Origin of the sequence: Paenibacillus sp. DS2015 (genome assembly GCF_050433705.1) — a bacterium.
In the GTDB taxonomy this organism is placed as follows: domain Bacteria; phylum Bacillota; class Bacilli; order Paenibacillales; family Paenibacillaceae; genus Paenibacillus_AQ.
In genome coordinates this window covers 1-24,835 of sequence record NZ_JBNPWS010000010.1, presented here as the reverse complement: position 1 = coordinate 24,835, position 24,835 = coordinate 1, and the positions used below count along the sequence as shown (strand labels likewise).

General features: G+C 42.4%; 24 protein-coding genes and 1 pseudogene. 22 read left to right on the top strand and 3 right to left on the bottom strand.

The genetic code is table 11. The features are described from left to right. The 16 genes and pseudogenes from J2T13_RS11035 to J2T13_RS10960 all read left to right on the top strand — a co-directional run bounded on the left by J2T13_RS11035 (nt 1) and on the right by J2T13_RS10960 (nt 15,825). Nucleotides 1-1,179: an ArsA family ATPase gene (locus J2T13_RS11035; protein ID WP_429371166.1), complete on the top strand. Its 1,179-nt coding sequence runs from the start codon at nt 1-3 to the stop codon at nt 1,177-1,179. Between the two features lie 4 nt (nt 1,180-1,183). Then, on the top strand, nt 1,184-1,540 hold the full coding sequence (locus J2T13_RS11030) for a DUF6463 family protein (RefSeq protein ID WP_429371164.1): 357 nt from the start codon (nt 1,184-1,186) through the stop codon (nt 1,538-1,540). A gap of 123 nt (nt 1,541-1,663) precedes the next feature. Continuing rightward, nucleotides 1,664-2,092 (top strand): DUF3995 domain-containing protein, encoded by a 429-nt coding sequence (locus J2T13_RS11025; protein ID WP_429371162.1) that lies wholly within the window; start codon nt 1,664-1,666, stop codon nt 2,090-2,092. Nucleotides 2,093-2,097: 5 nt separating this feature from the next. Continuing rightward, nucleotides 2,098-3,246 (top strand): FAD-dependent monooxygenase, encoded by a 1,149-nt coding sequence (locus tag J2T13_RS11020; protein ID WP_429371160.1) that lies wholly within the window; start codon nt 2,098-2,100, stop codon nt 3,244-3,246. Nucleotides 3,247-3,494: 248 nt separating this feature from the next. Beyond that, a complete protein-coding gene (locus tag J2T13_RS11015) occupies nt 3,495-4,211 on the top strand; it encodes an ATP-binding cassette domain-containing protein (protein ID WP_429371159.1) in 717 nt (238 codons plus the stop codon). After that, on the top strand, nt 4,195-5,802 hold the full coding sequence (locus J2T13_RS11010; protein WP_429371158.1) for a hypothetical protein: 1,608 nt from the start codon (nt 4,195-4,197) through the stop codon (nt 5,800-5,802). The genes J2T13_RS11015 and J2T13_RS11010 overlap by 17 nt, the downstream gene beginning before the upstream one ends. Before the next feature lie 245 nt (nt 5,803-6,047). Further along, complete coding sequence (locus tag J2T13_RS11005) at nt 6,048-6,686, top strand: universal stress protein (RefSeq protein ID WP_429371156.1); 639 nt, start codon at nt 6,048-6,050, stop codon at nt 6,684-6,686. A gap of 87 nt (nt 6,687-6,773) precedes the next feature. Then, on the top strand, nt 6,774-9,638 hold the full coding sequence (locus J2T13_RS11000; protein ID WP_429371154.1) for a Na+/H+ antiporter subunit A: 2,865 nt from the start codon (nt 6,774-6,776) through the stop codon (nt 9,636-9,638). Next, nucleotides 9,638-9,973 (top strand): Na(+)/H(+) antiporter subunit C, encoded by a 336-nt coding sequence (locus J2T13_RS10995; RefSeq protein WP_429371152.1) that lies wholly within the window; start codon nt 9,638-9,640, stop codon nt 9,971-9,973. Before J2T13_RS11000 ends, J2T13_RS10995 begins: the two co-directional genes overlap by 1 nt. Then, complete coding sequence (locus J2T13_RS10990; protein WP_429371150.1) at nt 9,970-11,448, top strand: Na+/H+ antiporter subunit D; 1,479 nt, start codon at nt 9,970-9,972, stop codon at nt 11,446-11,448. The genes J2T13_RS10995 and J2T13_RS10990 overlap by 4 nt, the downstream gene beginning before the upstream one ends. 8 nt (nt 11,449-11,456) lie before the next feature. Next, on the top strand, nt 11,457-11,933 hold the full coding sequence (locus tag J2T13_RS10985) for a Na+/H+ antiporter subunit E (protein ID WP_429371149.1): 477 nt from the start codon (nt 11,457-11,459) through the stop codon (nt 11,931-11,933). Next, nucleotides 11,930-12,223 (top strand): Na(+)/H(+) antiporter subunit F1, encoded by a 294-nt coding sequence (locus tag J2T13_RS10980; RefSeq protein ID WP_429371147.1) that lies wholly within the window; start codon nt 11,930-11,932, stop codon nt 12,221-12,223. The genes J2T13_RS10985 and J2T13_RS10980 overlap by 4 nt, the downstream gene beginning before the upstream one ends. Continuing rightward, entirely contained in the window at nt 12,198-12,599 is a 402-nt protein-coding gene (mnhG, locus tag J2T13_RS10975) for a monovalent cation/H(+) antiporter subunit G (RefSeq protein WP_429371324.1), read from the top strand. Before J2T13_RS10980 ends, mnhG begins: the two co-directional genes overlap by 26 nt. A gap of 138 nt (nt 12,600-12,737) precedes the next feature. Continuing rightward, entirely contained in the window at nt 12,738-12,935 is a 198-nt protein-coding gene (locus tag J2T13_RS10970; RefSeq protein ID WP_429371145.1) for a hypothetical protein, read from the top strand. A 139-nt stretch (nt 12,936-13,074) separates the two neighbouring features. Continuing rightward, nucleotides 13,075-13,533, top strand: a complete 459-nt coding sequence (locus J2T13_RS10965) for a hypothetical protein (protein WP_429371143.1) — start codon at nt 13,075-13,077, stop codon at nt 13,531-13,533. Between the two features lie 921 nt (nt 13,534-14,454). Further along, a pseudogene (locus J2T13_RS10960) lies at nt 14,455-15,825 on the top strand (transposase). Nucleotides 15,826-16,218: 393 nt separating this feature from the next. Here the strand turns inward: J2T13_RS10960 and J2T13_RS10955 are convergent. Then, complete coding sequence (locus tag J2T13_RS10955; RefSeq protein ID WP_429371141.1) at nt 16,219-17,055, bottom strand: sulfurtransferase; 837 nt, start codon at nt 17,053-17,055, stop codon at nt 16,219-16,221. Nucleotides 17,056-17,286: 231 nt separating this feature from the next. Here J2T13_RS10955 and J2T13_RS10950 point away from each other — a divergent pair, with 231 nt between their 5' ends. Then, nucleotides 17,287-18,129, top strand: coding sequence for an aldo/keto reductase (locus J2T13_RS10950; RefSeq protein WP_429371139.1), 843 nt, complete (start codon nt 17,287-17,289; stop codon nt 18,127-18,129). A 401-nt stretch (nt 18,130-18,530) separates the two neighbouring features. Here J2T13_RS10950 and J2T13_RS10945 read toward each other — a convergent pair whose 3' ends face one another. Together J2T13_RS10945 and J2T13_RS10940 are read right to left on the bottom strand one after the other, a co-directional pair. Further along, a complete protein-coding gene (locus J2T13_RS10945; RefSeq protein WP_429371137.1) occupies nt 18,531-18,848 on the bottom strand; it encodes a helix-turn-helix transcriptional regulator in 318 nt (105 codons plus the stop codon). Nucleotides 18,849-19,208: 360 nt separating this feature from the next. Beyond that, nucleotides 19,209-19,529: a winged helix-turn-helix transcriptional regulator gene (locus J2T13_RS10940; RefSeq protein WP_429371135.1), complete on the bottom strand. Its 321-nt coding sequence runs from the start codon at nt 19,527-19,529 to the stop codon at nt 19,209-19,211. Between the two features lie 256 nt (nt 19,530-19,785). On the opposite strand from J2T13_RS10940, the gene zwf reads away from it, so the two are divergent. The 5 genes from zwf (at nt 19,786) to J2T13_RS10915 (ending at nt 24,426) form a co-directional block, all read left to right on the top strand. Beyond that, the gene (gene zwf, locus J2T13_RS10935; protein WP_429371133.1) at nt 19,786-21,330 is read left to right on the top strand and encodes a glucose-6-phosphate dehydrogenase; all 1,545 of its coding nucleotides are present in this window, start codon (nt 19,786-19,788) and stop codon (nt 21,328-21,330) included. Between the two features lie 37 nt (nt 21,331-21,367). Beyond that, on the top strand, nt 21,368-22,261 hold the full coding sequence (gene gnd / locus J2T13_RS10930) for a phosphogluconate dehydrogenase (NAD(+)-dependent, decarboxylating) (RefSeq protein ID WP_429371131.1): 894 nt from the start codon (nt 21,368-21,370) through the stop codon (nt 22,259-22,261). Between the two features lie 28 nt (nt 22,262-22,289). Continuing rightward, entirely contained in the window at nt 22,290-22,958 is a 669-nt protein-coding gene (gene fsa, locus J2T13_RS10925) for a fructose-6-phosphate aldolase (protein ID WP_429371129.1), read from the top strand. A 192-nt stretch (nt 22,959-23,150) separates the two neighbouring features. After that, nucleotides 23,151-23,624, top strand: coding sequence for a ferritin-like domain-containing protein (locus tag J2T13_RS10920; protein ID WP_429371128.1), 474 nt, complete (start codon nt 23,151-23,153; stop codon nt 23,622-23,624). A 205-nt stretch (nt 23,625-23,829) separates the two neighbouring features. Next, on the top strand, nt 23,830-24,426 hold the full coding sequence (locus J2T13_RS10915; protein ID WP_429371126.1) for an S-Ena type endospore appendage: 597 nt from the start codon (nt 23,830-23,832) through the stop codon (nt 24,424-24,426). Nucleotides 24,427-24,835: the final 409 nt, after the last annotated feature.

Below are 24,835 nucleotides of genomic sequence, written 5' to 3'. Positions count from 1 at the left end.
ATGAGAATCATCATTTATACAGGAAAAGGAGGCGTCGGTAAGACAAGTATTGCGGCGGCAACGGCAGTGAAAATGGCTAAACAGGGGAAACGCACACTCATTTTGAGCACGGATGCGGCACATAGCTTATCAGATGCCTTTGGAATATCACTTGGTCCAGATCCTGTTCAGATTTCAGAATTATTGTGGGGACAGGAAGTAAACAGCCTACGGGAATGCGAACGAAATTGGGGAGTTGTGCAGGCGTGGCTAGAAAAGCTAATGGACAAAGCAAAGTTGAGAGATATTACAACAGATGAAATGATTGTATTCCCAGGCATGGAAGAACTATTTAGCTTATTGCAAATTAAACGACATGCACAAAGCGATCAATATGATGCGATCATCGTCGATTGCGCACCTACGGGTGAAACACTGAGATTGCTCAGCTATCCGAATGTTCTTGAATGGTGGATCGAGAAAATTTTCCCGCACGAACGCCGGTTAGTCAAAGTATTCAGACCCGTCGCGAAGATGTTCTCCGGCTATGAGCTACCGAGCGAAGACGTCATGCATAGTATAGTCTCACTAGTAAATGACATGGGCGAAATGCAGAATTTTTTGCTTAATCCAGCAGTGACATCTGTTCGAATTGTGTTAAATCCTGAGAAAATGGTGATCTCGGAGGCGAAGCGTTCCTTTACTTACTTAAATTTGTTCGGGTTCCATACCGATGCAATTATTGTGAATCGGGTTTTACCGGATGAAGCGTCTGAAGGGTTTTTAGCTCAATGGCATCAGTTGCATCGCCACTACGAAGCAGAAATATTGGAGAATTTTAGTCCGTTGCCGATTTTGCGGGTACCATTAATGACAACTGAAGTATGCGGTTTGGAGATGTTGGATGTAGTTGGTGATATTTTGTTTGAAGATAACGATCCTTTACAAATCATGTACGAAGGTCGAACAGAGCAAGTACGTCAAGTCGACGGCGTTTATTATCTCGATGTGGACATTCCCTTTGTGGATAAACAAGACATTGATTTGACGCAGAAGGGGGACGAATTGACAATCCATGTCGGATCTTATAAACGTAAGGTTATATTACCAAGGGCTTTGATGGGGTGTTCGGTTGAAGGAGCTAAGTTTACCGAAGGGAAGCTTTCAGTACGTTTTGCGATCATTATGAAGGAGGAGTGAAAATATGGTCTTAGTAGCAGCATGGTCTCTTGTATTTCTTGGAGTAGGGCATATGATTTGTACGCTGATTTTTTTTAGAACTCCTATTATAGAAGCATTTAAGGAAGGATTTATAGATAAATTTAACTCGAGTGATTTGCGCCGGGCCACGTTCTGGTTCACCATATTCGGTCCACTGCTAACGATGTCTGGACACATCGCGGTTTATGCGGCCAATGCATCAGATCAGGGTCTTCTATTAATTATTGGTTATTATATGCTTGGTATTTCATTTGTCGGAGTGCTAGCGTTACCCAAATCGCCTATGTGGATAGCTTTGATCATCTCTCCAATCCTTATTATTGGTGGATACGGGTATTAAAGTCTCTATCGCTCACCTATGCAAATAACTCTTGTTATAGGCAACAACACATTCGGCATCTGAAGATGTCGATTATGTTTCAGTTTGCGTACATATATCCATTCTTACAAGGGGGGATTCGAAGTGATCGATGGTTTAATAGGGTTATCTGTCGTAACTTTAACTGGTATTGGCTGCTTACATGTATATTGGGCGTTCGGCGGAACTTGGGGAAGCACCATAGTTTTGCCTACTACTAAAACGCAAAACCATACTTTTGTTCCAGGTAAAATAGCAACTTTGATTGTCGCATTTCTTGTGTTTTTCGCAGCTTTGCTTCTTTTCCTTCAAGGGGGTTTATTTGTGGCGATTCAGCCTAACTTCATAGTTAAATGGGGATGCTGGGTATGTGTCACCGCGTTCGGTCTGAGGGTTGTTGGAGATTTCAAATACTTTGGTTTATTTAAAAAAGTACGGAATTCTCGATTCTCCCACTACGATACATATTTATTTACACCGCTTTGCGTTTGGTTTAGTCTCATCTTTTATGCAGCCATTACAATAGGGAGTTGAACCAGATGTTGGACAAAACATTTCTGATTGTTGGTGGTGGTATTGCCGGTTTGACTGCTGCTGTTGCTCTGCAACAATGTGGCATAAATGTCCATGTGTATGAACGGTTTTTAGAATTTCGTGATGTGGGTTCTGGGCTAACGTTAGCCCCTAACGCTATGAAGGCTCTTGAGTATATAGGACTCTCGCAAATCGTTAAGGAGCAATCTAAAACAAGTCCAAGTGGTTTTGCAATCTTAAACGAGCAAGGAACTGTTTTATCTGAACTCTCTGCAAATGGTCAAGGATCTTCAATCGTGTCGATTCACCGAGCTGACCTTCATCGTATTCTACTTTCTGCACTCCGACCGGAGACCCTCATTTTCGGGAAATCACTAGTGGATTTACGCCAGAGTGAAGAAGCGGTTACAGCTATTTTTGCAGATGGTAGTGAAGTCACAGGCGACTACTTATTGTCGGCAGATGGCATCCATTCCATCATTCGTAACAAGCTTTTTCCGTCTGTAGAACTCCGTTATGCAGGTTATTCTTGTTGGCGTGGTGTCGCTGACTGCTGGCCGGATTCCGGAAGGGACGATCGTTTCACGGAGACATGGGGTTATAAAGGACGTTTTGGCATCGTCCCACTACCGAATAAACAGACCTACTGGTTTGCAGTGTTGAACGGCACTCCTCGGGATAGGAAGTTTAATGAATACCAGATTCAAGATTTACTCGATATATTCGGCGATTATCATTCTCCTGTTTCACAAATACTTTCCAGTACACCAGATGACAAAATAAGTTACAAAGACATATATGATATCGCTCCAATTAAGAAGTTTATTGCCGGACGAACCCTTCTCATTGGCGATGCTGCACATGCTTCTACACCGAATCTTGGGCAAGGAGCATGCCAAGCTATTGAAGATGCGATTGAGATTGTGCGCTGCTTAAAACAAAACTCTTCCATTAAATCAGCTTTCCGGGCATTTGAATTACTTCGGGGTAAGAGGACGGCAGCCATTACAAATCAGTCTTTGATGATGGGTAAGATAGCCCAGATGGATCAACGAATGTTATGTTATCTACGAAATATGATGATGCGACTTACCCCACACTCGGTTCAACGCAATGCAATGCGTTTTTTATATGATGTAGACTTTTCTGACTAGCTTGCTATGCAGAAGCATATTGTTATTGGAGGCAAACTTTATACCCCATAAGAAGAGATGGTTACTATCTCAAGAAATAATAAGAACTATGTCCACAATTAGGTCGGGAACACCTGTAGAGGGTGAGACCCGGTCCTTTGTTTTTTTCAGTAGACCACTCAGAAAGTATTCATGAAACTGACAGTCTCCAATTACGTATAGAAGTGAAAATCATCATCTAGCATTTTCAACGAATGGGGGAGTTATGATTGCGTCTGATTATCGAAGATATTGTCAAACAATTTAACGGAAAAGAGGTACTCAAGGGAGCTGGATATACCTTTGAGAAAGGGAAGATTTACGGTTTGCTGGGCCGGAACGGCGCAGGTAAAACGACGTTGTTCAACTGTTTGAGCGGAGAGATGGCCATGGACGGAGGGAAAGCGCTATTGGAGGAGAATGGACATGTCCGGGAGTTGAGCGAGCAGGATATCGGTTATGTCTATTCACTGCCGATTCTGCCTGAGTTCCTGACTGGCTATGAATTTGTTAAGTTTTTTATGGATATTAACCGTGATAAGTTGCGAATGGATCAAAGCATCGACGGTTATTTTGACATGATGAGTATGTCAGAGGAGGATAGGCACCGGCTCATTAAGGGTTACTCTCACGGGATGAAGAACAAGCTACAAATGCTGCTGTTTCTCATTACGAAACCGCTCGTGATCTTGCTCGATGAGCCGCTTACCTCTTTTGACATCATCGTAGCGCTGGAGATGAAGGAGATGTTGCGGGAGATGAAGCAGAATCATATTCTGGTTTTCTCCACGCACATTCTGCAGTTGGCCTCCGATCTATGTGATGAGTTGGTCGTGTTGAACAATGGACGGTTGTCTGCCGTACCGACAGAGTTGTTGCACAGCGCGGAATTTGAACAAAACATTATTAACCTGTTGAAGGATGAGAGCCATGCTGAGAACTCTTAATACCCTTCTTGCTATTCGGACATCCACTACGGCGAATCTGTTCATTTATTACATCCAGAAGCTACCGGTGATTGGCAAGCATTTAACGGACAGTATCTACGCCAATGTAAACTTGAAAAAGGCCATTTCCATTATCGTATTTCTAATAAGCCTACTATGGGGATTTGTAATTAGGCTAGCCTATGTAGGTCTGCTTATCTACTTGCCTGTAGTCGGATTAGGTAAGGAACTAGCTGTGGAAGATCAGCTTCAGCTTTTTTTACATATATATTTTTTACTCAGCTTTGTGGTCGCAGGTGTCAGTAGCGCCACCATATTGGAGCCGAAACGGGAGAAGTACGTAGCTGTGAAGCTAATGAGGCAGTCTCCTACAAAATATATGAAGGCTTCTCTTGGCTACCGGTATATTACGTTCATGGTGTATCTAATGCCCGCGATGCTTATATTCACCTCACTGATGGGAGCTTCCATCGTAGAGGTTATCTTGTTGTTGGTGTCTGTCACCTTGTGGAGGATTCTAACCGAGTACCTGCATCTTAAGCTCTATGACATAACGGGAATGGTCTTGATAAAAAATAACGTGATTGTCTGGAGCGTCATCGGGCTTGGCTATACTGCCGCTTATTTGCCACTATTGCTCGACCGGGTACCGGTAACCTCGTCGATTCTGCTGAGCCTGCCTGTCTGTCTTGTTCTCGTGGTTGGTGGTATCTTCGCAGCTGTTCGACTTAGCCGTTATTCCAACTACAGAGGGGCAGTCGATGCCGCAACGAAAAGGGACGATCCCCTGCTGGATCTGGGGCGTATGATGTCGGAGGCGCAAAAAACGAGTGTGAAATCGAAAGAAAGCGACTATGCCTTGAATGAAAAACATCAGGAAAATCTCGGAACAAAGCAAGGCTACAGCTATCTGAACATCCTGTTCTTCTCCAGACATCGCAGTCTTATTAACAATCCGGTTTACAAGAGGATGGCCATTACAGCCGCATTGGGTGCGGTGGGAGTGGCAGTTGTGTTGATTCTCTCACAGAGGGACGAATTCCTTGGACCGGATCTGGGAGTTGTTTTTCCATTCTTAGTTTTTGGTATGTATTTCATGTCCGTGGGAGAAAAAATGTGCAGAGCGATGTTCTATAACTGTGACATCAGCCTGTTACGGTATAGCTTCTATCGAACTTCGGCTTTCGAGCATTTTCGCATTCGGCTTATTAAAATTATGAGTCTGAATCTAAGGATTGCAACAATTCTAGCCGCGGCATTGACTGCTATTACGTTAGCGGGAAGCGGAGAATGGTTAAGCAAAGATATACCCATGATGTGGGTGTGCGTACTGTCGTTGTCCGTCTTTTTCTCCATTCATCATCTGTTTATGTATTATATCTTTCAGCCCTATGCTACGGAATTGAATATAAAGAATCCGCTGTATTATGTTATAAACATGTTAGTATCGTTTGCAAGCGGTATATGCCTTATCGTGCGTGCACCAGCAGATATTTTCACTGCTATTGTGGTTACTCTTACGCTAGTTTACTTACTCATTTCGCTTGTTCTCGTTCGAAAATACGGAAGCCGCACATTTCGAGTGAAATAAATCGATTTTCAAGATTTTGTTGAATATCTCAAGCAGTATCCCACGTCCGTAGTGCTCTGAATGATAACTTCAATAGAAGGGCATGTTACAAGTATTACGGAGAATTTATGTTCCATGATAACCAGTTAACTTTACAATGAATATAAGAATAGATATAATTAAGTATACTAATCGGTTTAAGTAATAATTAAGGGGCCTAACGAAAGTGGGCTCTTTTTTATGTTGCTTGGCCATGTTACAGGAGGATGAAGGTCATTCACAATGAAAAAATTATGGTTTGTGTTCATTATGGTCCACATGGGGAGCGTTTAATCCGGCGTGGTGTCGGGTTGTCTGAATTGATAGGGGCGCCATTGTTTATATTAAACGTCGATAGTTCGGACAGCGATGAATATAATGAGGGCAAAGAAATGTATATGACGGTCTGGAAACGTCTTGCTGAGGAAGCTGGCGCGGAGTTTATGGTTCGGAAACGCGAAGGCCGAAAAACAACAGATGTTATTGTAAAGGCTGCTGAAGAGAAGGAAGTTACACAGATTATAATTGGACAATCTGCCCAGACGCGATGGCAGGAGCTTACAAAACGTAATTTCATCAATGAACTTATTGGCAAAATGAATATGGTCGACCTGCATATAGTGGCTGTGCAACGGATGCGCGCCGGGCTGGAAGAGACACATGAGGAAGGCGTTATCTCCTACCTGGTCAAAATCGAGGATGAATATCAGCTCAGTGATGAACCAAAGGGAGAGTTTTCGCTTAAAGGAAAGTATTTTCACGAACTGCATACAGAGTTTGAGAACGGTTTATTCAGAATTGTGCAAGAAGATGGCAAGGTAAGATATTTGCATATTTGCGATGGTACATTGACCGATTCTTTATAATCGGATGTGTCCATAGGTTTTTTGGTTTTTGGTAAAAAAGAAAGTACTAATGTTCACAAATAGATATGTTCAAATGGAAATGGAGGCTTGCCTTTGCTGCATATAATCATACTTCTCCCTTTTCTACTGGCCTTTGTAATAGCGCTTTTAAGAAAGAGGGTACCCAACCTACACAGAGGTTGGCTTGTTTTTCCCGGTCCACTGGTCCTGTTCGTTTATTTTTTGACCCGGATTCCGCTCATTAAGGGAGGGGATTTAGGGTATGAAACCATATCATGGATTCCTTCACTCGGAATTAATCTGGTTTTCCATTTAGATGGATTAAGTTTACTGTTCGCCTTGTTAATAACTGGAATGGGGAGTCTTGTAATCATCTATTCTATTTATTATATGGGCAAGCGCAAGGAAGAACTAACCCCTTTTTATATTTATCTGATGTTGTTTATGGGAGCAATGCTAGGTGTTGTGCTCTCGGATAACTTGATGGTGCTCTACGGTTTCTGGGAATTGACAAGCGTTTCGTCGTTTCTGCTGATCGGTTTCTGGCATCGGAGGCAGAAGTCTCGTTATGGTGCGCAGAAATCCATGCTGATTACCGTATTCGGTGGTCTAGCGATGTTCGCCGGCTTTCTGATGCTCTATGTGATGACAGGTACTTTCAGCATTCGCGAAATTTGGAGTGAGGTTGGCGATATTAGTGGACAGACGCTGTTTATTCCGGCAATGCTGCTGATTCTGCTGGGTGCCTTCACCAAATCGGCCCAGTTCCCATTTCATATATGGCTGCCAGATGCTATGGAAGCACCTACACCGGTCAGTGCTTATCTTCATTCGGCAACTATGGTTAAGGCGGGCCTGTATTTGGTCGCTCGTTTCAGCCCTATTTTTGCAGGGCAGCATGCGTGGTTCTGGATTGTCTCTGTCGTCGGTTTGATCACCTTGATCTATGGTTCGATTCAGGCGATGAAGCAGACGGATCTGAAGGCTCTGTTAGCCTATTCAACGATCAGTCAGCTTGGACTGATTATGGGATTGCTTGGAATGGGTTCAGCGGCAGCTTTTTATACGGGTGAAGAGGCGGTTTTCTATACCGCTGCAACAACGGCGGCTATCTTTCATCTTATTAACCATGCCATATTTAAAGGTTCCTTGTTTATGATGGTTGGTATAGTCGACCATGAGACGGGTACCCGCGACCTGCGCAAGTTGGGGGGGCTAATTTCCTTTATGCCGGTTACTTTCACGATAGCAATGATCGGCAGTTTCTCCATGGCGGGTTTGCCTCCTTTTTCCGGTTTTTTGAGTAAGGAGATGTTTTTCACGGCTGTGTTGAATATTAGACAGCTGGATATAATTTCTATACCTTCGTTATTTACGCTCTTTCCGATTTTAGCCTGGATTGCCAGCGTGTGTACCTTTGCATACAGTATGATTTTGGTGTTCCAAACCTTTTTCGGTAAATATCAGCCTGAGAAACTGGATAAAAAAACACATGAGGCGCCGATTGGCCTTTTGTTGGCTCCATGCCTGCTGGCACTGCTGTCGATTTTAATCGGCTTTTTTCCGAATGTGTTGTCCAATTCGCTCATTATCCCGGCAATGAATGCAATTCACCCTGTAATGCAAACGGGAGAAGTATTTGATGTTAACATTCATTTCTGGCACGGCTGGACACCTGAGATATTTATGACTCTGGGTGTCGTGGTCCTCGGAATAGTTGTTTACAGAATCTATGGCCGCTGGAGTCTTGTCTATAAAGAATGGAGCGAAGGCTACACTTTAACTCAAGTCTATGACGGAGGAATCCGGCTGGTTGAGAAGTTGTCTAGATGGTTGACTGGGATTTATATGACGGGTTCCATGCGTCATTATTTAATGTATATTTTTACTTTCCTGATTGTTGCGCTTGGCGGAACCATGCTGTACACAGACGGAATCAGTTTTGGAATGGGTCAATATGCCCCAATTTCTTTCTTTGAAGTTGTTGTTGTTATGGTTATGCTGGTGGGTGCCTTGGCAATCCCGTTTGTACACTCCAGAATAACAGCGATTCTGTTAACCGGAATGGTAGGTTACATGGTTACCTTGCTTTTCGTTCTGTTCCGGGCGCCTGATTTGGCGCTTACGCAGATGATTGTCGAAGTGGTTTCTGTCGCGTTGTACCTGCTTTGTTTCCGGCATTTGCCCAAGCTGAAGAGAGAACCGTTAAAACTTCGGTCCCGTTTGCCGAAACTGATTATATCCATCGGATTCGGCGTAATAATGACACTTGTTGCACTTGCTGCTCTAGGCAGCAGCCCGTTTGAACCCATCTCGAATTATTACGTAGAGAATAGTTATACCCTAGGCGGCGGTAAAAATATGGTGAATGTTTTACTCGTTGATTTCCGCGGCTTTGATACTATGTTTGAAATTACAGTGCTTGGCCTCGCTTCGCTTGCTATTTATTCCATGATCAAGTTGAAGTTGGAGTCGGGTGAAGCTCCGGCCCCGCTGAAGAGAGCAATTAACGATAATAAGCCACGCTATTTCCGAAGCAACGATGTGCTACTGCAATCGGTAGCCAAAGTCGCATTCGTAATCATTCTTATATTTTCGTTTTACCTATTTTTTGCCGGTCACAACAATCCTGGAGGCGGCTTTATCGGGGCTTTGATGGCTTCCGCTGCGTTGATAATGCTCGCCATTGCTTTTGGGATGGACATGGTTGAGAAGGCATTACCTATCAATTATCGTAAGCTAATAGCAATTGGTGTTTCTATCGCTTTTCTTACAGGGCTGGGCTCATTTTTATTCGACACTCCATTTCTCAGCCAGACATTTGGTTATTTCCATCTGCCCCTTTTAGGCAAAACCGAACTTACGACAGCCATGTTTTTCGATCTTGGCGTATACCTTGCCGTCATTGGTGTCACCATGAATATAATATTTACGATCGGGAGGGATAACTAATGGAACTCCTTATAGCCCTGGCGATCGGTGTATTGTTTACCGTCGGTGTTTATCAGATTCTTTCCAAAGGCTTGCTGCGAGTCCTACTCGGAACCACTTTACTGACCCATGGTGTTCATCTGCTGCTGTTGACAATGGCAGGTCTGAAGACCGGAGCCGCGCCGCTGCTTGGAGAGGACGCGGAGGCATATGTCGATCCTTTGCCACAGGCACTCATCTTGACCTCCATTGTAATAAGCTTTGGGGTTACCGCTTTCTTCATTGTTCTGGCTTACAGGGCTTATCGCTCGACGGGTACGGATGATGTGGAAGGAATCAAGGAGGAGAGACCATGAACAACTTGTTAGTGCTGCCTCTGCTGATTCCGGCCTTTACGGCAGTTATACTCATATTTCTGAAAGAACGGATTGAACTGCAACGTTTCATCAGCGCAGTCAGCGTGTTTTTGAATATTGCTGTTGCTGGACTCATTGTGTACCAAGTAAGTACGGATGGTATTCAAACCCTGTATATGGGCGGCTGGCTTCCGCCTTATGGCATCGTACTTGTTGCCGACATGTTCTCGGCGCTGCTCGTGCTGACCACGGCCGTTGTTGGTGGGGCTTGCCTGTTTTTTTCCTTCGCGAGCATCGGCGAAGAACGGGAACGCTTCTATTATTATACGTTTTTCCATTTCCTGTTGACCGGCGTATTTGGCTCCTTTCTTACCGGGGACCTGTTTAACTTGTTTGTATGCTTCGAGGTGCTGCTGGTAGCCTCTTACGCGATGATTGTGCTCGGCGGTACCAAGGTTCAACTACGGGAAACCTTAAAGTATATTTTAATCAACGTGATTTCTTCAACCTTGTTTGTGGCAACGATTGCTTATTTATATGCAGCGACCGGTACATTGAACATGGCGCATCTGGCCATGCGTGTGGCCGAGACAGGGCAGGGCGGTGTACTGAACGTCATTGCGGTGCTGCTGCTGCTTGTATTCTCGATCAAAGCAGGACTGCTCCTCTTTTTCTGGCTGCCGGACTCTTACAGCGCGCCGCCTTTGGCCGTCAGAGCATTGTTTGGTGCATTGCTGACGAAGGTGGGGCTGTATGCAATTACGCGTACTTTTACACTGATTTTTATTCACGATCCGGGGTTGACCCATACACTGATTGGCTGGATGGCCGGAGCGACAATGATTCTCGGCGCAATCGGTGCGATGGCTTACAACGATCTCAGTCGAATTTTTAATTATAATATCATCATCAGCGTGGGTTTTATTGCCTTTGGTATTTCCGTCGCTACTCAGGATTCATTGAGTGGTGTAGTGTTTTATTTAATGCATGACATGGTAGCCAAAGCATTGCTGTTCTTTCTTGGTGGTTTAATTATCTCTGCTTCAGGCACCGAACGCTTAAAGGATATGGGTGGTTTGATTCGCCGTTACCCTTGGACCGGCTGGATGTTTTTCATATTGGCTCTGGCGCTCGTCGGTGTACCGCCGCTCAGCGGTTTCGCCGGAAAAGTGATGATGGTACGCAGTGCCCTCGGGGAGCATCAAGTTGTTCTAGCGCTGATCGCGCTGGCATCCAGCTTCATTGTGCTCTTTTCTCTGATCAAGGTGTTCCAGCAGGTATTCTGGGGGGGCGAAAAGGGGGAGGATCGCGTCCAGCCTCTACGTTATAAAGCTATGATGGCACCGGCAGCTGTCCTATTCGTTATTGTGATTCTGCTGGGTGTAGGTGCTGAGAAGGTAAACGGATATGTCGGTCAAGCCGGAGCCGTATTGGCTGATCCAGCACTATACATTAACGCTGTCATGAAGGAGTAGATGAATATATGGCCTTTCAATTATTATTGAATTTCATTGTAGCTTTCCTATGGATGTTCCTGCACAATGACTGGACCGGGCCCCGCTTCCTAGTCGGTTTCCTGTTGGGTGTTGGCGTACTTTGGGGGATGCGACGCGTCTGGAGTCGGTTGTATCTCGAAAAGGTGTGGGCGATCATCAAGCTGATCCTTTTACTGCTGCGGGAACTGATTTTTTCTAGTTATATAGTGATAAAAGCTGTTCTGAGACCGGAGCTTAATATACGTCCGGCTATACTGAAGTACACCACGGAGTTGAAATCGGACTGGGAAGTGGCTACCTTAATCACGTTGCTCTGTCTCACCCCTGGATCGGTAGTGCTGGAGGTGTCTGATGACAATCGGACATTGTATATTCATACTATGGATATTCAGGATGTAGAGCAGTTCAAAGCGAACATACGCAATACGTTTGAGCGCGCGATACTGGAGGTGACCCGCTCATGATCCACTTTATTCTCATGCTGTCGCTTTCGATAATGGCTTTGGCCATTGGCGTATGCGCCTGGCGTTTGGTGAAGGGACCTTCTTTATCCGATCGTGTCGCAGCGCTGGATACGATTGGAATAAACCTGTTGGCAATGGTTGCCGTCCTATCTGTGTTACTCAGAACCCAGGCCTTTTTTGAAGTTATTCTGTTAATTGGAATTCTTTCCTTTATCGGTACGACAGCATTCGCCAGATATATTGAGAGGGGAGTGGTGCTTGAACATGGAAATGATCAAGACAGTCGGTGAACTTCTATTTGCATTGTTGATTCTGATTGGCGCACTGCTTAGTGCCGTTAGCGCCTATGGACTGATTCGGCTGCCCGATGTATATCTGAGATCACATGCCTCCGCCAAAAGTGCTACTCTCGGTGTGTTATGTGTTCTCAGTGGCGTTTTTCTCTACTTTGCGTTTTTTCTTGATCATGTCAGCACCAAGCTGCTGTTAGGTATCGTCTTCGTATTTTTGACTTCACCGTTGTCGGCCCATCTGAACAGTAGGGCTGCCTATCGCTCTGGTGTTCCGCTTTGGAACCGCAGAGTTCAGGATGATCTGAAAGAGGTGTTGGAGAACGAACGGATTCGGACTGTAACGCCTGAAGTGATTGAAACTCATGAACAGTGATTAATCATAAATCCAGAACAAAAAGCCCGCGGATGCGGGCTTTTTTTCTTTTACTCTTCCACAGTAACAATTGCGTTCCTCTCATAGCTAATCCGCCGACAGCCTGCCTGAAAAAAGTTAGGTCCAGTTAGATATAGATTGCTGGGTGAAACTTTCGGGAAAGAGCAGGAGATGCAAATTTTTCTCGATAACTTCAATAAGAAGGTTGAAGAAAGTAAAGAGAAGCTAATAGCAGCAGGTCTGATAGATAAGACAGTAACGATTATAGAGGGCGAAAAAAAAGAAATGGCTGATATAGCGAGCAAACAATATGGGTTGCTCTCAGATCATTTATGAATATTTGGGTATGGCGTTTGAATCGCTGAAAGGCATGCTCACAGACAAAATGCAGTTAAAGTAAGCAAATTTGCACTGATGACATTATAGTTTTATAATTGTATATTACAGAATCGTATTACAGGGGGGAGCAGTAACAATGGTGAAAAGTGGAAAATACATGCTTGTCGGTGCACTTCTAGCAGGGGTAGGCGTCTCTTTGATGACCTATACAGCAAGCCGCTATACTTCGTTTAAACGAATCGTAGGCAACACTATCCGTTTAGAAGAAATCGCTTCTCTAGAAATCACACGTTTGTCGTCAGTTCCCGGTGAGAAGAAAGACGTCATTATTACTGATTCTGCTGTCATTGAGAGAATTTTTGCTGATTTCTCTGATGTTCAATTAATGAAATCGGCCCGAAATGTAAGCTCTGACAAAAAATTCAGCTACTATATTACGATAGTTCAGGCTGACCACAAGCAACGATTTGATATTATTTTAAAGGGCAGACAGCATATGATCATCTATGAGAATGATTTGAACAATTCTCACTTAAATGCATATAAAATCATAAGTCCTTATTATCCGCAAGCACTGGAACAGGTTTTTGACTGATTATTATTGGCATAACCTGCTCCTGGGTAATATGAACAAGTTTTCATCGTTATAACTACAGCATAAAGAGCCTGCAGCTTGCGCAGGCTTTTTATGCTGTTCTCCGGTTACTCGACCCTGAGAGTATTGGGCAACTACTGCAGCGACCCAAGAAATTCTTGTTGAAACTGCTTTCAAAGACCTCCTTGTTTGCCAGATTGTTTGCCACAAGCCATGTAGGCACTTTCACGATACGACACTTCCATGTACCCTGAATAACAAAAAGACCGTGAAGGACGCGGTCTCTTGATACTCTATTTATCTCCCCTAGTTATTGGGTTTTCAGACCAACTAATCCAATCACTCCAGTTGCCTGCATACAACTTTACACTCTTATATCGAGCTTTATTCAGCACCAAGCACGTGGGATAGGCGGGCTCGGTACGAAGATTTCATGCAATTGTATTCTTAGAGTGGCTGTTGACTCCGTGTTGACTTGAAACACAAAAAATATCGCCCAAAGCACGCGGCGCATTCGGCAATGTATTTAAATCTTACATACTGCTATTCAGCTTTCGCCTTCTTTTCTTCCCCAATAGCCACCACATTCTCCTCATCACTAATCCAGTTACTCCAGCTTATTATTGACCCTGTAAGCATTTCCAAGAGACTATACGAGAGATGTCCAAGAGGAGGGCGGATAGATCAGAGGTCGGAAATACTGGATTTGAGTAAAGACTTTAAGGCTAAGGATGTATATTGCACAAGTTGAGCGTCAACTATTAGAGCATTTTTGTTTAACTATACTGGTGAATCAATTTCATAATTCCAAAGCCTTACTGCGCTTAAGTTCGTAGAGCATAAAAAAAGGAGTACCTCCCCAAATCTCGAAGTGTTTAGTACCCCTACCAGACACTTATGAGAAGAAAGGAGCATCTCCCAATGTACAATATTCCACAAGAAAGCCTGTTTTCCTTGCAAGACTTATTAGAAATGTCACCCAAAGATACCTACGGCTATCTCTTTGACACGTTAGATATTAATCCATTCTTACGTGTTGTGTCGAAGAAAGCCTTTTTAGGGGCACCGACTCAGCTCAATTATGCAGCTATGCTTCATTCGCTTTTTATTCGAATTGTGGAACGAATTCCTACCATAAAAGATCTAAGGAAACGTTTAAAAAGAAGTATTGAATTTTGCACGGACTGTGGCTTTACCGGCTCTGATCGGATTCCAAGTGAAGCTTCGTATACACGGCTGATCCAAAAGCTTCAAAAATCCAATGTCTTTCAGCAATCGCAAGAAAAATTAGTTCAGCAAGCCTTTCAAGAAGGCTTTATCGATGCAACAACAATCGCTATGGACGCCACTCATATTGAAGCTAGAGATCGCCGACCGGAGAAGAAGAAAGACGATACCGATCAACCAGCAGCTGAACTTCCGAAGAAGAAACGCGGCCGTAAATCCAAGGGTGAGCGTGAGCAATGGTTAAAGGAACAACTGAAACTCGAAGAAAATCTCCCCCTGTTCGAGAAGAAGGTAGAAGCACAATTAACTTACGGGTATGACGCGTTGGTGAAGGAAATTCCACTCACCCCAGCATGGGGTGTGAAGAAGAACTCCGAAGGTAAAAACGTGTTCTGGTATGGATTTAAAGCACATCTGCTGGTCGACTGCAAAAGCCAATATATACTTACAGGATTGCTTTCTTCCGGCAATATCAATGATGGAAAAATGGCCATTCCCTTGCTTAAAGGACTGTCCGAAAGACATCCTAACCTACCGGTTACTCATGTGCTTGCAGATGCTGGTTATGATTTAGTTCCAATTTACAAGCAAGCCGAGATGATGAACGCGAGAGCGCTCATCGATTACAACCATCGCAATGAAAACCAGGATGCCGACGTGGACAAATACTTTCGTCCGACCTGCAAAGAAGGCCATTCATATCGGTACGACAGCTATGATTCGAAATACGAAACCGTAAAGTACACGTAGCCAAAAGAGTGTGAGGAATGTCCGTTTAACGATGGACAATGCCAGAAGGTCTTTAAGAAAAAGATCGACGATAACCCAAGAAAATACACCGTTCCAGCTCGTGGTAGCGACAGTTATTACGATCTGTACAAGAAGAGAACAGCCGTTGTACGCGTGAATGCGTATCTGAAAGAGTACTTTCAATTGAATAACATCCGCCATCGCGGAGCACTGGCTAAGGTTGATTTTGAGCTTGCTTGTCTGACCTACACGGCTTGTAAGCTAACAGTTGATCGCTTGAACCAAAGTATTAAAGCTACAAAAATGGCTGCATAGCTCCTATTTCATAAAAATGATGTTGTAATTTTCGGATTGTCTGATTATTGAGAGGACGCTTTATGAAATTGATTCATTTTATTTTTATTTTTATTGATTCGAGATAGCTTTAGTTCCTTACACTTTTGTCTCCCAATCGGTCTCCCATCTGTCTCCCTGCCGTAATGCTTTAATATTGAATGAGTAGCATTCGATTAAGTATGAAGTAGTTCAGGTACTTTTGTCTTTTATGTCGCATGCTACAAGATATTGCGAATGCCCTTCGTGGAAGTGTTTTCAGATGATCATAGTTGATTTCGTGTTGATTTCAAACCCCTCTGAGAGATTCCCATGTAAGGTACATCGCCTTATCACCAAGTAAAAAAGACCGCGAAGGACGCGGTCTCTCCGTTGTTACTCTTCCCCAGTAGCAATCTCGTTCCTCTCATAACTAATCCAGTCACTCCAGCTCCCACCATACAGCTTCACTTGAGTATAACCAGCCTCATAGAGTCCAAGAACATTCGGGCAGGCGGTAACGCCGGAGCCGCAATAGACTATGATTTCTTGGTCACGTGGTAGATCATCGAAATGTTGGTCGAGTAGGGCAGGCTTTTTCCAATGACCTTGCTCGTCTTTGAGCTCTTTCCAGAACTTATTGATCGCGCCTGGAATGTGACCTGCAACAGCATCTATAGTTTCTTCGAGTCCTTGATAACGTGCGGGTTCTCTAGAATCTATTAGAATAGAGCTACGTTGAAGTGATGCTTGTCTTACACCTTCAACATCTACCAACATGTCAGCGTTTAGATTCGCAACATAGGATTGAGGGACGCGAATAGGTTGATCTGTTGTGACAGGATAACTTGAATTTTTCCAGTCTGAGAATCCCTCATTCATAATATATACTTCACTATGACCTAGATATCTCATCAACCACCATAATCTTGAAGCCATGGCGCCACCTTGATCATCATAGGCAATGATGCGTGTATCATTGGATATCCCTAATTGTTGGAGACGCTTCACCAAATGATCTGGGTCAGGAAGGGGATGTCTACCCCCGTGTTCAGTAACGGGTGCTGAAAGATCCTTTTCCAAGTCTAGATAAACAGCTCCTGGGATATGCTCTTCCTCATATGCACTGCGTCCCGCTTCAGGTTGTCCCATAATAAATCTGCAATCTATGATGACAAGGTCGGGCTCGTACATACGAGCAAGTAGCCATTGTTTCGAAATGATTGAAGTCATTATTTACCGCTCCTTTATACATGATAGTATGGGTTACATTATACACAAGTTGATGGAGAATCTTCTAATTGTTACTCATAATTTAAATAGTAATAACATTCGAAACCATCATATTCATCTTCTGATGCTATATTTATTTTTATCAAATTACCTCAATAATGAGTCTTATTCACCGTTTATGTGTAATAATATATATCTAACATAATAACCAATACAGGAGGACTTATGATAATGGTGAAAAGCTTACAGGATACGACGATGCTTAGCAATGGCGTGAAAATGCCTTGGTTGGGACTTGGTGTATTTAAAGTTGAGGAAGGCTCAGAAGTTGTACATACCGTTAAGAATGCCATTAAACTTGGATATCGTAGTATCGATACAGCTGCGGCTTATAGAAATGAAGAGGGCGTAGGGCAAGGTATTCTTGAAGGCATTCAAGAAGCAGGTCTTACACGCGAAGATATTTTTGTAACTTCTAAAGTATGGAATCCAGATCAAGGTTATGAGTCTACGCTGGCCGCTTTTGATCTCACGATGAATAAATTGGGTCTAGAATATCTTGATTTGTATCTTGTTCATTGGCCTGTAAAAACCAAATACAAAGACACATGGAGAGCCATTGAGAAGTTATATACTGACAAACGTGTTCGTGCGATTGGGGTTAGTAACTTCCATGTTCACCATCTAGAAGACTTACTGCAAGATGCGGAGATTACACCTATGGTGAATCAAGTTGAATATCATCCTCGTCTAGCTCAGCTTGAGTTACGCTCTTATTGCAAAGAGAAGGGTATCCAGCTTGAAGCTTGGTCTCCACTCATGCAAGGGAAATTGTTAGATCATCCTGTGCTTAAAGATATTGCTAACCAACATAGTAAATCTGTGGCTCAGGTCATTCTTCGCTGGGATATACAGAATGGATTCGTTACGATTCCTAAATCCGTTAAAGAAGAGCGCATGATCGAGAATTCTAATATTTTTGACTTCGAGCTTTCAGTGGAAGATATGAAACAAATAGAAGCCATAAATGATAATACGCGGGTAGGTTCGGACCCTGATAATTTTAATTTTTAGCATATAAGTGCGAGTTCGAAAAGTCGACTTTTCAGCACTAAAGTGTATGCTTACGATGTTGCGTTTCTTTGAAACGCCTCAGAAGATTGGATGAAGCAAGGGAGTGAGGAGCGGAACGTAGGCAGTACCTACGTGAGCACCTGAAATGTTTTCGGAGGAAACATACTTCGTAAGCATACGCTTAGACCGGCTGAATTCAATCTTCGACGTCGATTAGGCCTCTTGATATGCTTCGTGATCAAAAGATGACTTTTTGAACAACCTCTATAAATCACAATCATTGAACGAAGAAGCCTCTCTATATAGGAGCGGCTTTTTCGCGCGATGTTATAAAGCCTGCTTTTATTCAATCCACAAGTTCAAGAGGGTATAAAAGTCTGATATGGGCTATATCATGAGATTTAGATGGCGTCCCGAAAGTGTTTCGGAGAAGCACCTTTTACTTTTTTGAAAATTTTAGAGAAAAGTAGAGGATCATCATATCCTACTGAACGAGATATATCACCAATGGATAATTCGCTGTTCATCATGAGCTCACAGGCTTTATTCACCCGAAAATGGATCAAATACTCCTGAATGCTATAGAATATACGCTTTGAAGATGGAGCATAGATAACTTCGGTTAAGCCCAATGAAATCAGCAATATCTGAAATGGTGAAACGATATCGTAAATGGCAATGTATGGACTTAGAATAAGATAGGGTTGATTAGGAATCATTCTGAACACCGCCTGAAATTGATAGCTTAATTATACAAAAAAGAGGCATCTTTCGCACGAATAGATTGTGCAAAGGATGCCTGAAAACCAGAATAATGTATTAAGTTCGAAGTAGCGAAGAGAACGGAATTGTCCTGAAGAAGCGGTAGCGTTCGTCAACAAGCTTTCCTTTGGAAAGCTACTTCGAAAGCATATGCTTTGCCATCGGATTTCAACCGCTATCGAGGTTATATAATCAAGAAATCTGAGGGCAACAACGATCGTAAGGACAATCCGTTATCGTAGCGGCCACACGAACAACTGTTTCTGGACTTTTTCAGTGGCCTCACCCACATGCGGGGTGGTCTTATTTGTATGTTATTACAGCCATTTTTCAGCCCAGTTCTCAACAGCATTTAAGGCTCTACCGAGTTCTATTCCTTTTCTGGTTAATGAATATTCCGTTCGAACAGGGCGTTCAGTAATGACATTCCGAATAATAATTCCGTTTTCCTCAAGCTCTTTCGTACGTTCAATAAGCATTCGTTTACTTAAATCAGGAATAAAAGAGTGAATTTCACTAAATCGCTTAGGTTCTTCCATTAAGCTATGAATGATTAGATTCACCCATTTCTTACCGATTATTTGATGCGCAATTTCAACTTTTTCACATAAATATTTGGATTCCTTATGTTGTAGCATTACACCAGCTCTTTCTTAAGGTTACTATTAATTCCCTTAATGAATTTCAGTAAAGATGATTTGAGGTAGTTGGAATTACATTTATGTATAGTATAACATAGCTATTATCTAGATGAATAGGCGATGAATCACTTCACATTATAGACAAAAATAGTTGACGAATAAAAATCATAGTTGTAATATTGGGTAAGTAAAATATAAAAGGTAACTATAAGTAACCTAAACATAGAGAGATAGACCGATAGGAGGAATGGAAATGGAGTCGACTTTTGTATTGTTTGGAGCGACGGGCGATTTAGCCAAGAGAAAAATTTATCCCGCTTTATTCAATCTGTATTTGGATCAAAAATTACCAGGTTCATTTTCAGTTATTGGCTTGGGAAGACGTGAATTGTCTAATGAAGTGTTTCAGAATCAAGTACGCGATTCGTTAAAGCATTTCTCAAGACGTGAAGCTAGCGATCCTGTCACTCTGGATATATTCCTTAGTGCTTTTCAATATAGCGTGTTAGACGTGAGTCGCAAAGAAGATTATCAAAAACTTCTTCAGCATGTAGAACGAAGAGAGCAGGAACTAGGCATTCCTGAAAATCGGATGTTCTATTTATCCGTCGGTCCAGAATTTTTTGAAATCATAGCTACTAACATTAAAGAAAGCGGCCTAGGATCAACCAAAGGTTGGAAACGACTCATTATTGAGAAACCATTTGGTCGTGATTTGAAGACGGCGCGTGAACTAAACAATACATTGAGTAAAACGTTTGAAGAGAACGAAATTTATCGTATTGATCATTATTTGGGCAAGCATATGGTGCAGAACCTTGAAGTTCTCGAATATTCCAATCCAACTCTTGAGGCATTGTGGAATAATCGTTATATCGCTAATGTTCAAATTACTGCCAGCGAAACGGTAGGGGTGGAAGAACGAGCAGGTTATTATGATAAATCGGGTGCGCTTCGTGATATGTTTCAGAATCACCTTCTGCAACTTCTGATGATGACAGCGATTCAACTTCCCAAACATAGTACACCTGAAGAGGTGCAACGCAAGAAAAAACAAATTATGCAATCTCTTCGTCCTCTACAACCAGAGGATGTTATTCATAATGTTGTGCGTGGTCAGTATACTGCAGGTGAACTTGAAGACCATCCTGTTGTAGGTTATACCGATGAGCATGGCGTAGATAAATCATCGACAAATGATACTTTCATCGCTGCTAAATTGTGGATTGATGATTCGTTCTGGAACGAGGTTCCTTTTTATATTCGTACAGGTAAAAGAATGAACGGAAAATCAACGCGGATTGTCATTGAATTCAAAGAACCGTTAGAACAGTATCGTAAACAAGATAATGAGCATGCTACTCCTAATCTATTGGTGCTTGAGATTGGGCCGGATGAATCAGTTACTTTATATTTGAATAGTTCGGATCCTTTTAGCAATAATAGCTCTGAGCCTGTTCTTGTGAATTGCTACTCCTCATCGAATGACATGCCAGAGGCTTATGAGAACCTAATTCATGATGCAGTGCGTGGAGATTCTACGTTCTTCGCACATTGGGATGAAGTCGAGATGTCGTGGAAATGGGTTCAACCTATTCTTGATGCTGTGGAGATGAACACTTTGCCCCTTCACGGTTATTCGGCGGGTTCTTTTGGACCTGAAGCTTCTAATACACTTTTGGGAGAAGATCAATGGTGGACAGTTGCGGATACGAAAGCTATGTCTGAGTCAAATATAGATAGTGATGATATTGAGGTACCAGAAGGAGAAACAATCGTATTTCCTTCCGTAATCTAACGATTAGCTGCATACTAACAACTTTGGAGGAAATGATATGAAGGTCGGTTTAATTGGACTTGGAAAAATGGGTTTGAACTTAGGTCAGAATTTGTTGGACAGCAAACATGATGTTGTTGCTTTTGATTTAAATACACAAGCAGTTGAAGAGATTAAAGGTTATGGGGCTACAGGTGTTTCGAGTATAAAAGCACTTATCGAAGAGATGGAAAGCCCAAGAATTCTATGGGTTATGGTTCCACATAAAGTCGTTGATGCTGTGATTCTGGAGCTTTCTTCTTTGTTAGATAAGGGGGATATTATTATTGAAGCCGGAAATTCGCATTACAAGGAATCGATCAAGCGTCATGATGCACTTCAAGAAATTGGTGTGAGCTATATGGATGTTGGTACATCAGGAGGTATGGAGGGTGCGCGTCATGGTGCCTGCTATATGATCGGTGGAGATCCTGAAGCTTGGGATATCGTTGAACCTATTTTCCGTGATACATCGGTGGAAAATGGGTATTTGTATGCCGGTAAATCGGGTAGCGGTCATTTTTTGAAGATGGTTCATAATGGGATTGAGTATGGTATGATGGCGGCTATAGGTGAAGGATTTGAAGTTTTAGAAAAAAGCGGATTCGACTATGATTTTGAAAAGGTTGCAAGAGTATGGAATAATGGTTCTGTGATCCGTTCTTGGCTTATCGAGCTAATGGAACGTGCTTTCTCCAAAGATTCTAAGCTAGATGAGATCAAAGGGATTATGCATTCTTCTGGCGAGGCAAAATGGACACTCGAGACAGCGTTTGATCTACAAACGGCTACACCTGTGATTGCGATGTCACTATTAATGCGTTATCGTTCTTTAGAGACCGATACGTTTACAGGTAAAGTAGTAGCAGCACTACGTAATGAATTTGGTGGACATGCTGTAGAAATGAAATAAGAAATTAACAATATGGAGGTAATTACTCATGAAATTTTTTATTGATACTGCAAATGTAGAGGATATCCAAAAAGCTTACAAAATCGGTGTTTTGTCTGGTGTAACTACGAACCCTTCCTTAGTTGCTAAAGAGGGTGTAAAGTTCGAAGATCGTATTGAAGAAATTCTAAAATTAGTACCTGATGTTGAATCTGTTTCTGCTGAAGTGACTCCTGACGCATTAACTGCTGAAGATATGATCGCAGAAGCTAACGAATTGATTAAGATCAATGGCGGCGACAAGAATATTACAATTAAAGTTCCTATGAATATTGCGGGTCTTGAAACCTGTCGTTATCTTACTAAAAAAGGTGTTAAAACGAACGTTACACTAGTATTTACAGTTAACCAAGCGCTTCTAGCGGCTCGTGCTGGTGCTACTTATGTATCTCCGTTCTTAGGACGTCTAGATGATATCTCGGAAGATGGCGTATTACTAGTAGCCAAAATTGCTGAGTTATTCCGTATTCACAACTTGGATTCACAAATTATTGCTGCATCAGTACGTCACCCCGATCATGTAACTCGTGTTGCTATGGCGGGAGCGCATATTGCAACTGTTCCTTATAGTGTGATTGAACAACTGACTAAACATCCTCTAACGGATCAAGGTATGGAGAAATTTGCTGCGGATTGGGTAAAAGCTCCTAAGAACTAATATCTACTAACTTGTAAGAAATCCAGTGAATAAAGATCACATATAAACGGGCCCCAATGCTAATAAGCATTGGGGTCCGTTTATATGTGATGAGCGAACTATGTACAGACCAGGCTAATCTTCTTGTAACCAGACTAGGCATGTGCTCATATGATGGTTATTACAATGATTAACATATTAGGAGGTTTTTTGATGTATTGGGTATCTCCGTATTGGTATAGATCTTCGTTTAAACCAGTCTGGTCCGTATCTGCTCCACAAGCATTAGATTTAATAAAAGAAGCCGTTCAAGGAGAACGCAATGACGAATTATTCTATGATGAACTTATTCGACTCGCTCCGAACGCCGAACAAGCCAGTATCATTGCATCCATCCGTGATGATGAACGTGGTCACAATCAAATGTTCCGAGGTATCTATAGGGAACTTACCGGACAGGAAATTCCGAGTACTAGCAAAGAGCCGTATCAGCAGGTAGAATCCTATGTTGCAGGTTTACAGAAGGCACTTCTAGGAGAATTAGCAGCTGTTGAGAAATACCGAAAGATATGGTTTGGACTACCCGTAGGCATATATCGTGATACTGTAGGCGGTATTATATTAGACGAGTTGAAACATGCAAGCAAGTATAACTATTTGTTTACCTTGAATCGAACGAACGGTTAAACGAACGGAACGCCTAATTATATCAAAAGCAGCGCATCCTTGGATAGGATTGCGCTGCTTTATTTGGTTTTCTATTATTGTAATTCTGCTTGTCTTTTGAATAACCGCTATATTTCATATATTAAGGCAAGAGTGCAAGCCAAACATTCGAATGATTCATTGAATAGAAGTAGAGTAACTAGATTTAGCGACAAGATGAGAAGCGATGACATGGAAGAGGATGATACCACTGAAAAGAAGAGTGACTACAAGAAAAGAGGAACAAGCAGAATATATCAGAATATCAATTTTCCCATGTTCTCCAGCGGTGTTCAACAATAAACCAAAGATCACAAGAAAATGTAAAAGACGACGTTGTCATATTCATAATCATACAAGACGATTATATTATCCTGTACTAACTACATCTCCAAGGCTAATCCCCTTACTTCCCAAAACACGCTCAACTCGATCTACATTACGATGTAAGATCACACACGCGGCGTTTAGGAGATATCCATATAACGCTCGGGCAGTCGCTACGCTACAAGATAATGATTTAATAGATACAACAAGTTGTGGTAATTTTTTGATTCAAGCGAATCAGAGAAATACGATAGAATTATGGGAAGTCGGATCGGGAACGATGGTTACCGTAGCGCATGTATCTATATACTCCAGTCCAAATAACACGGTGATCATAGAAGTGTACATCGATGGCTGTGAATCAAGTGGTTTACAGGCCTTCCCAGGTCAGACACTAAGTTTTGTGGGGAAGGGTATACGCTCCATTCATCTCATGACTAACTCTTCATCTGTGTAACAAGGAAGAGTTAGTCTAGTCGTATAACGTTATACATAGATCCTCAAAGTTTCTTCGATGGATCGATAGGAGAAAGAGAAAATCCAGAGGAACACGATACCGTAGACAGAGGCTTATCTTGGGACAACTGTGAGAGAATCCAAATGCTGTGTTTATTCAAGAACCGCTTCATTCTAAAGCTTCATCGGCGCACAATGAGTGCCGCGATGTCTGAGATGACCTTTCTTTCATTTTGTATATAACGGTCACTTTGTATAATAATCTCTCTCCTTCTTTTTTACATGGTGAAGGAGAGGGAGGAATTATTGATTAGCGAGTCTGTAAAATAGATTGTGTAAACTCCCAAATCTATTAAAATAGATATATAGGAAGGTTGGGGAGCACACATGGGATTATGGACAAAAGAACA

Excerpts from the sequence above, each read along its gene's own strand:
- fsa (WP_429371129.1), top strand. The coding sequence starts at position 22,290 with ATGAAATTTTTTATTGATACTGCAAATGTAGAGGATATCCAAAAAGCT.
- J2T13_RS10915 (WP_429371126.1), top strand. The coding sequence starts at position 23,830 with ATGACATGGAAGAGGATGATACCACTGAAAAGAAGAGTGACTACAAGA.
- zwf (WP_429371133.1), top strand. The coding sequence starts at position 19,786 with ATGGAGTCGACTTTTGTATTGTTTGGAGCGACGGGCGATTTAGCCAAG.
- J2T13_RS11005 (WP_429371156.1), top strand. The coding sequence starts at position 6,048 with ATGAAGGTCATTCACAATGAAAAAATTATGGTTTGTGTTCATTATGGT.
- J2T13_RS10920 (WP_429371128.1), top strand. The coding sequence starts at position 23,151 with ATGTATTGGGTATCTCCGTATTGGTATAGATCTTCGTTTAAACCAGTC.
- J2T13_RS10955 (WP_429371141.1), bottom strand. The coding sequence starts at position 17,055 with ATGACTTCAATCATTTCGAAACAATGGCTACTTGCTCGTATGTACGAG.
- J2T13_RS10985 (WP_429371149.1), top strand. The coding sequence starts at position 11,457 with ATGGCCTTTCAATTATTATTGAATTTCATTGTAGCTTTCCTATGGATG.
- J2T13_RS11020 (WP_429371160.1), top strand. The coding sequence starts at position 2,098 with ATGTTGGACAAAACATTTCTGATTGTTGGTGGTGGTATTGCCGGTTTG.
- gnd (WP_429371131.1), top strand. The coding sequence starts at position 21,368 with ATGAAGGTCGGTTTAATTGGACTTGGAAAAATGGGTTTGAACTTAGGT.
- J2T13_RS10950 (WP_429371139.1), top strand. The coding sequence starts at position 17,287 with ATGGTGAAAAGCTTACAGGATACGACGATGCTTAGCAATGGCGTGAAA.
- J2T13_RS11035 (WP_429371166.1), top strand. The coding sequence starts at position 1 with ATGAGAATCATCATTTATACAGGAAAAGGAGGCGTCGGTAAGACAAGT.
- J2T13_RS11030 (WP_429371164.1), top strand. The coding sequence starts at position 1,184 with ATGGTCTTAGTAGCAGCATGGTCTCTTGTATTTCTTGGAGTAGGGCAT.
- J2T13_RS10945 (WP_429371137.1), bottom strand. The coding sequence starts at position 18,848 with ATGATTCCTAATCAACCCTATCTTATTCTAAGTCCATACATTGCCATT.
- J2T13_RS11010 (WP_429371158.1), top strand. The coding sequence starts at position 4,195 with ATGCTGAGAACTCTTAATACCCTTCTTGCTATTCGGACATCCACTACG.
- J2T13_RS10995 (WP_429371152.1), top strand. The coding sequence starts at position 9,638 with ATGGAACTCCTTATAGCCCTGGCGATCGGTGTATTGTTTACCGTCGGT.
- J2T13_RS10990 (WP_429371150.1), top strand. The coding sequence starts at position 9,970 with ATGAACAACTTGTTAGTGCTGCCTCTGCTGATTCCGGCCTTTACGGCA.
- mnhG (WP_429371324.1), top strand. The coding sequence starts at position 12,198 with ATGGAAATGATCAAGACAGTCGGTGAACTTCTATTTGCATTGTTGATT.
- J2T13_RS10940 (WP_429371135.1), bottom strand. The coding sequence starts at position 19,529 with ATGCTACAACATAAGGAATCCAAATATTTATGTGAAAAAGTTGAAATT.
- J2T13_RS10980 (WP_429371147.1), top strand. The coding sequence starts at position 11,930 with ATGATCCACTTTATTCTCATGCTGTCGCTTTCGATAATGGCTTTGGCC.
- J2T13_RS10965 (WP_429371143.1), top strand. The coding sequence starts at position 13,075 with ATGGTGAAAAGTGGAAAATACATGCTTGTCGGTGCACTTCTAGCAGGG.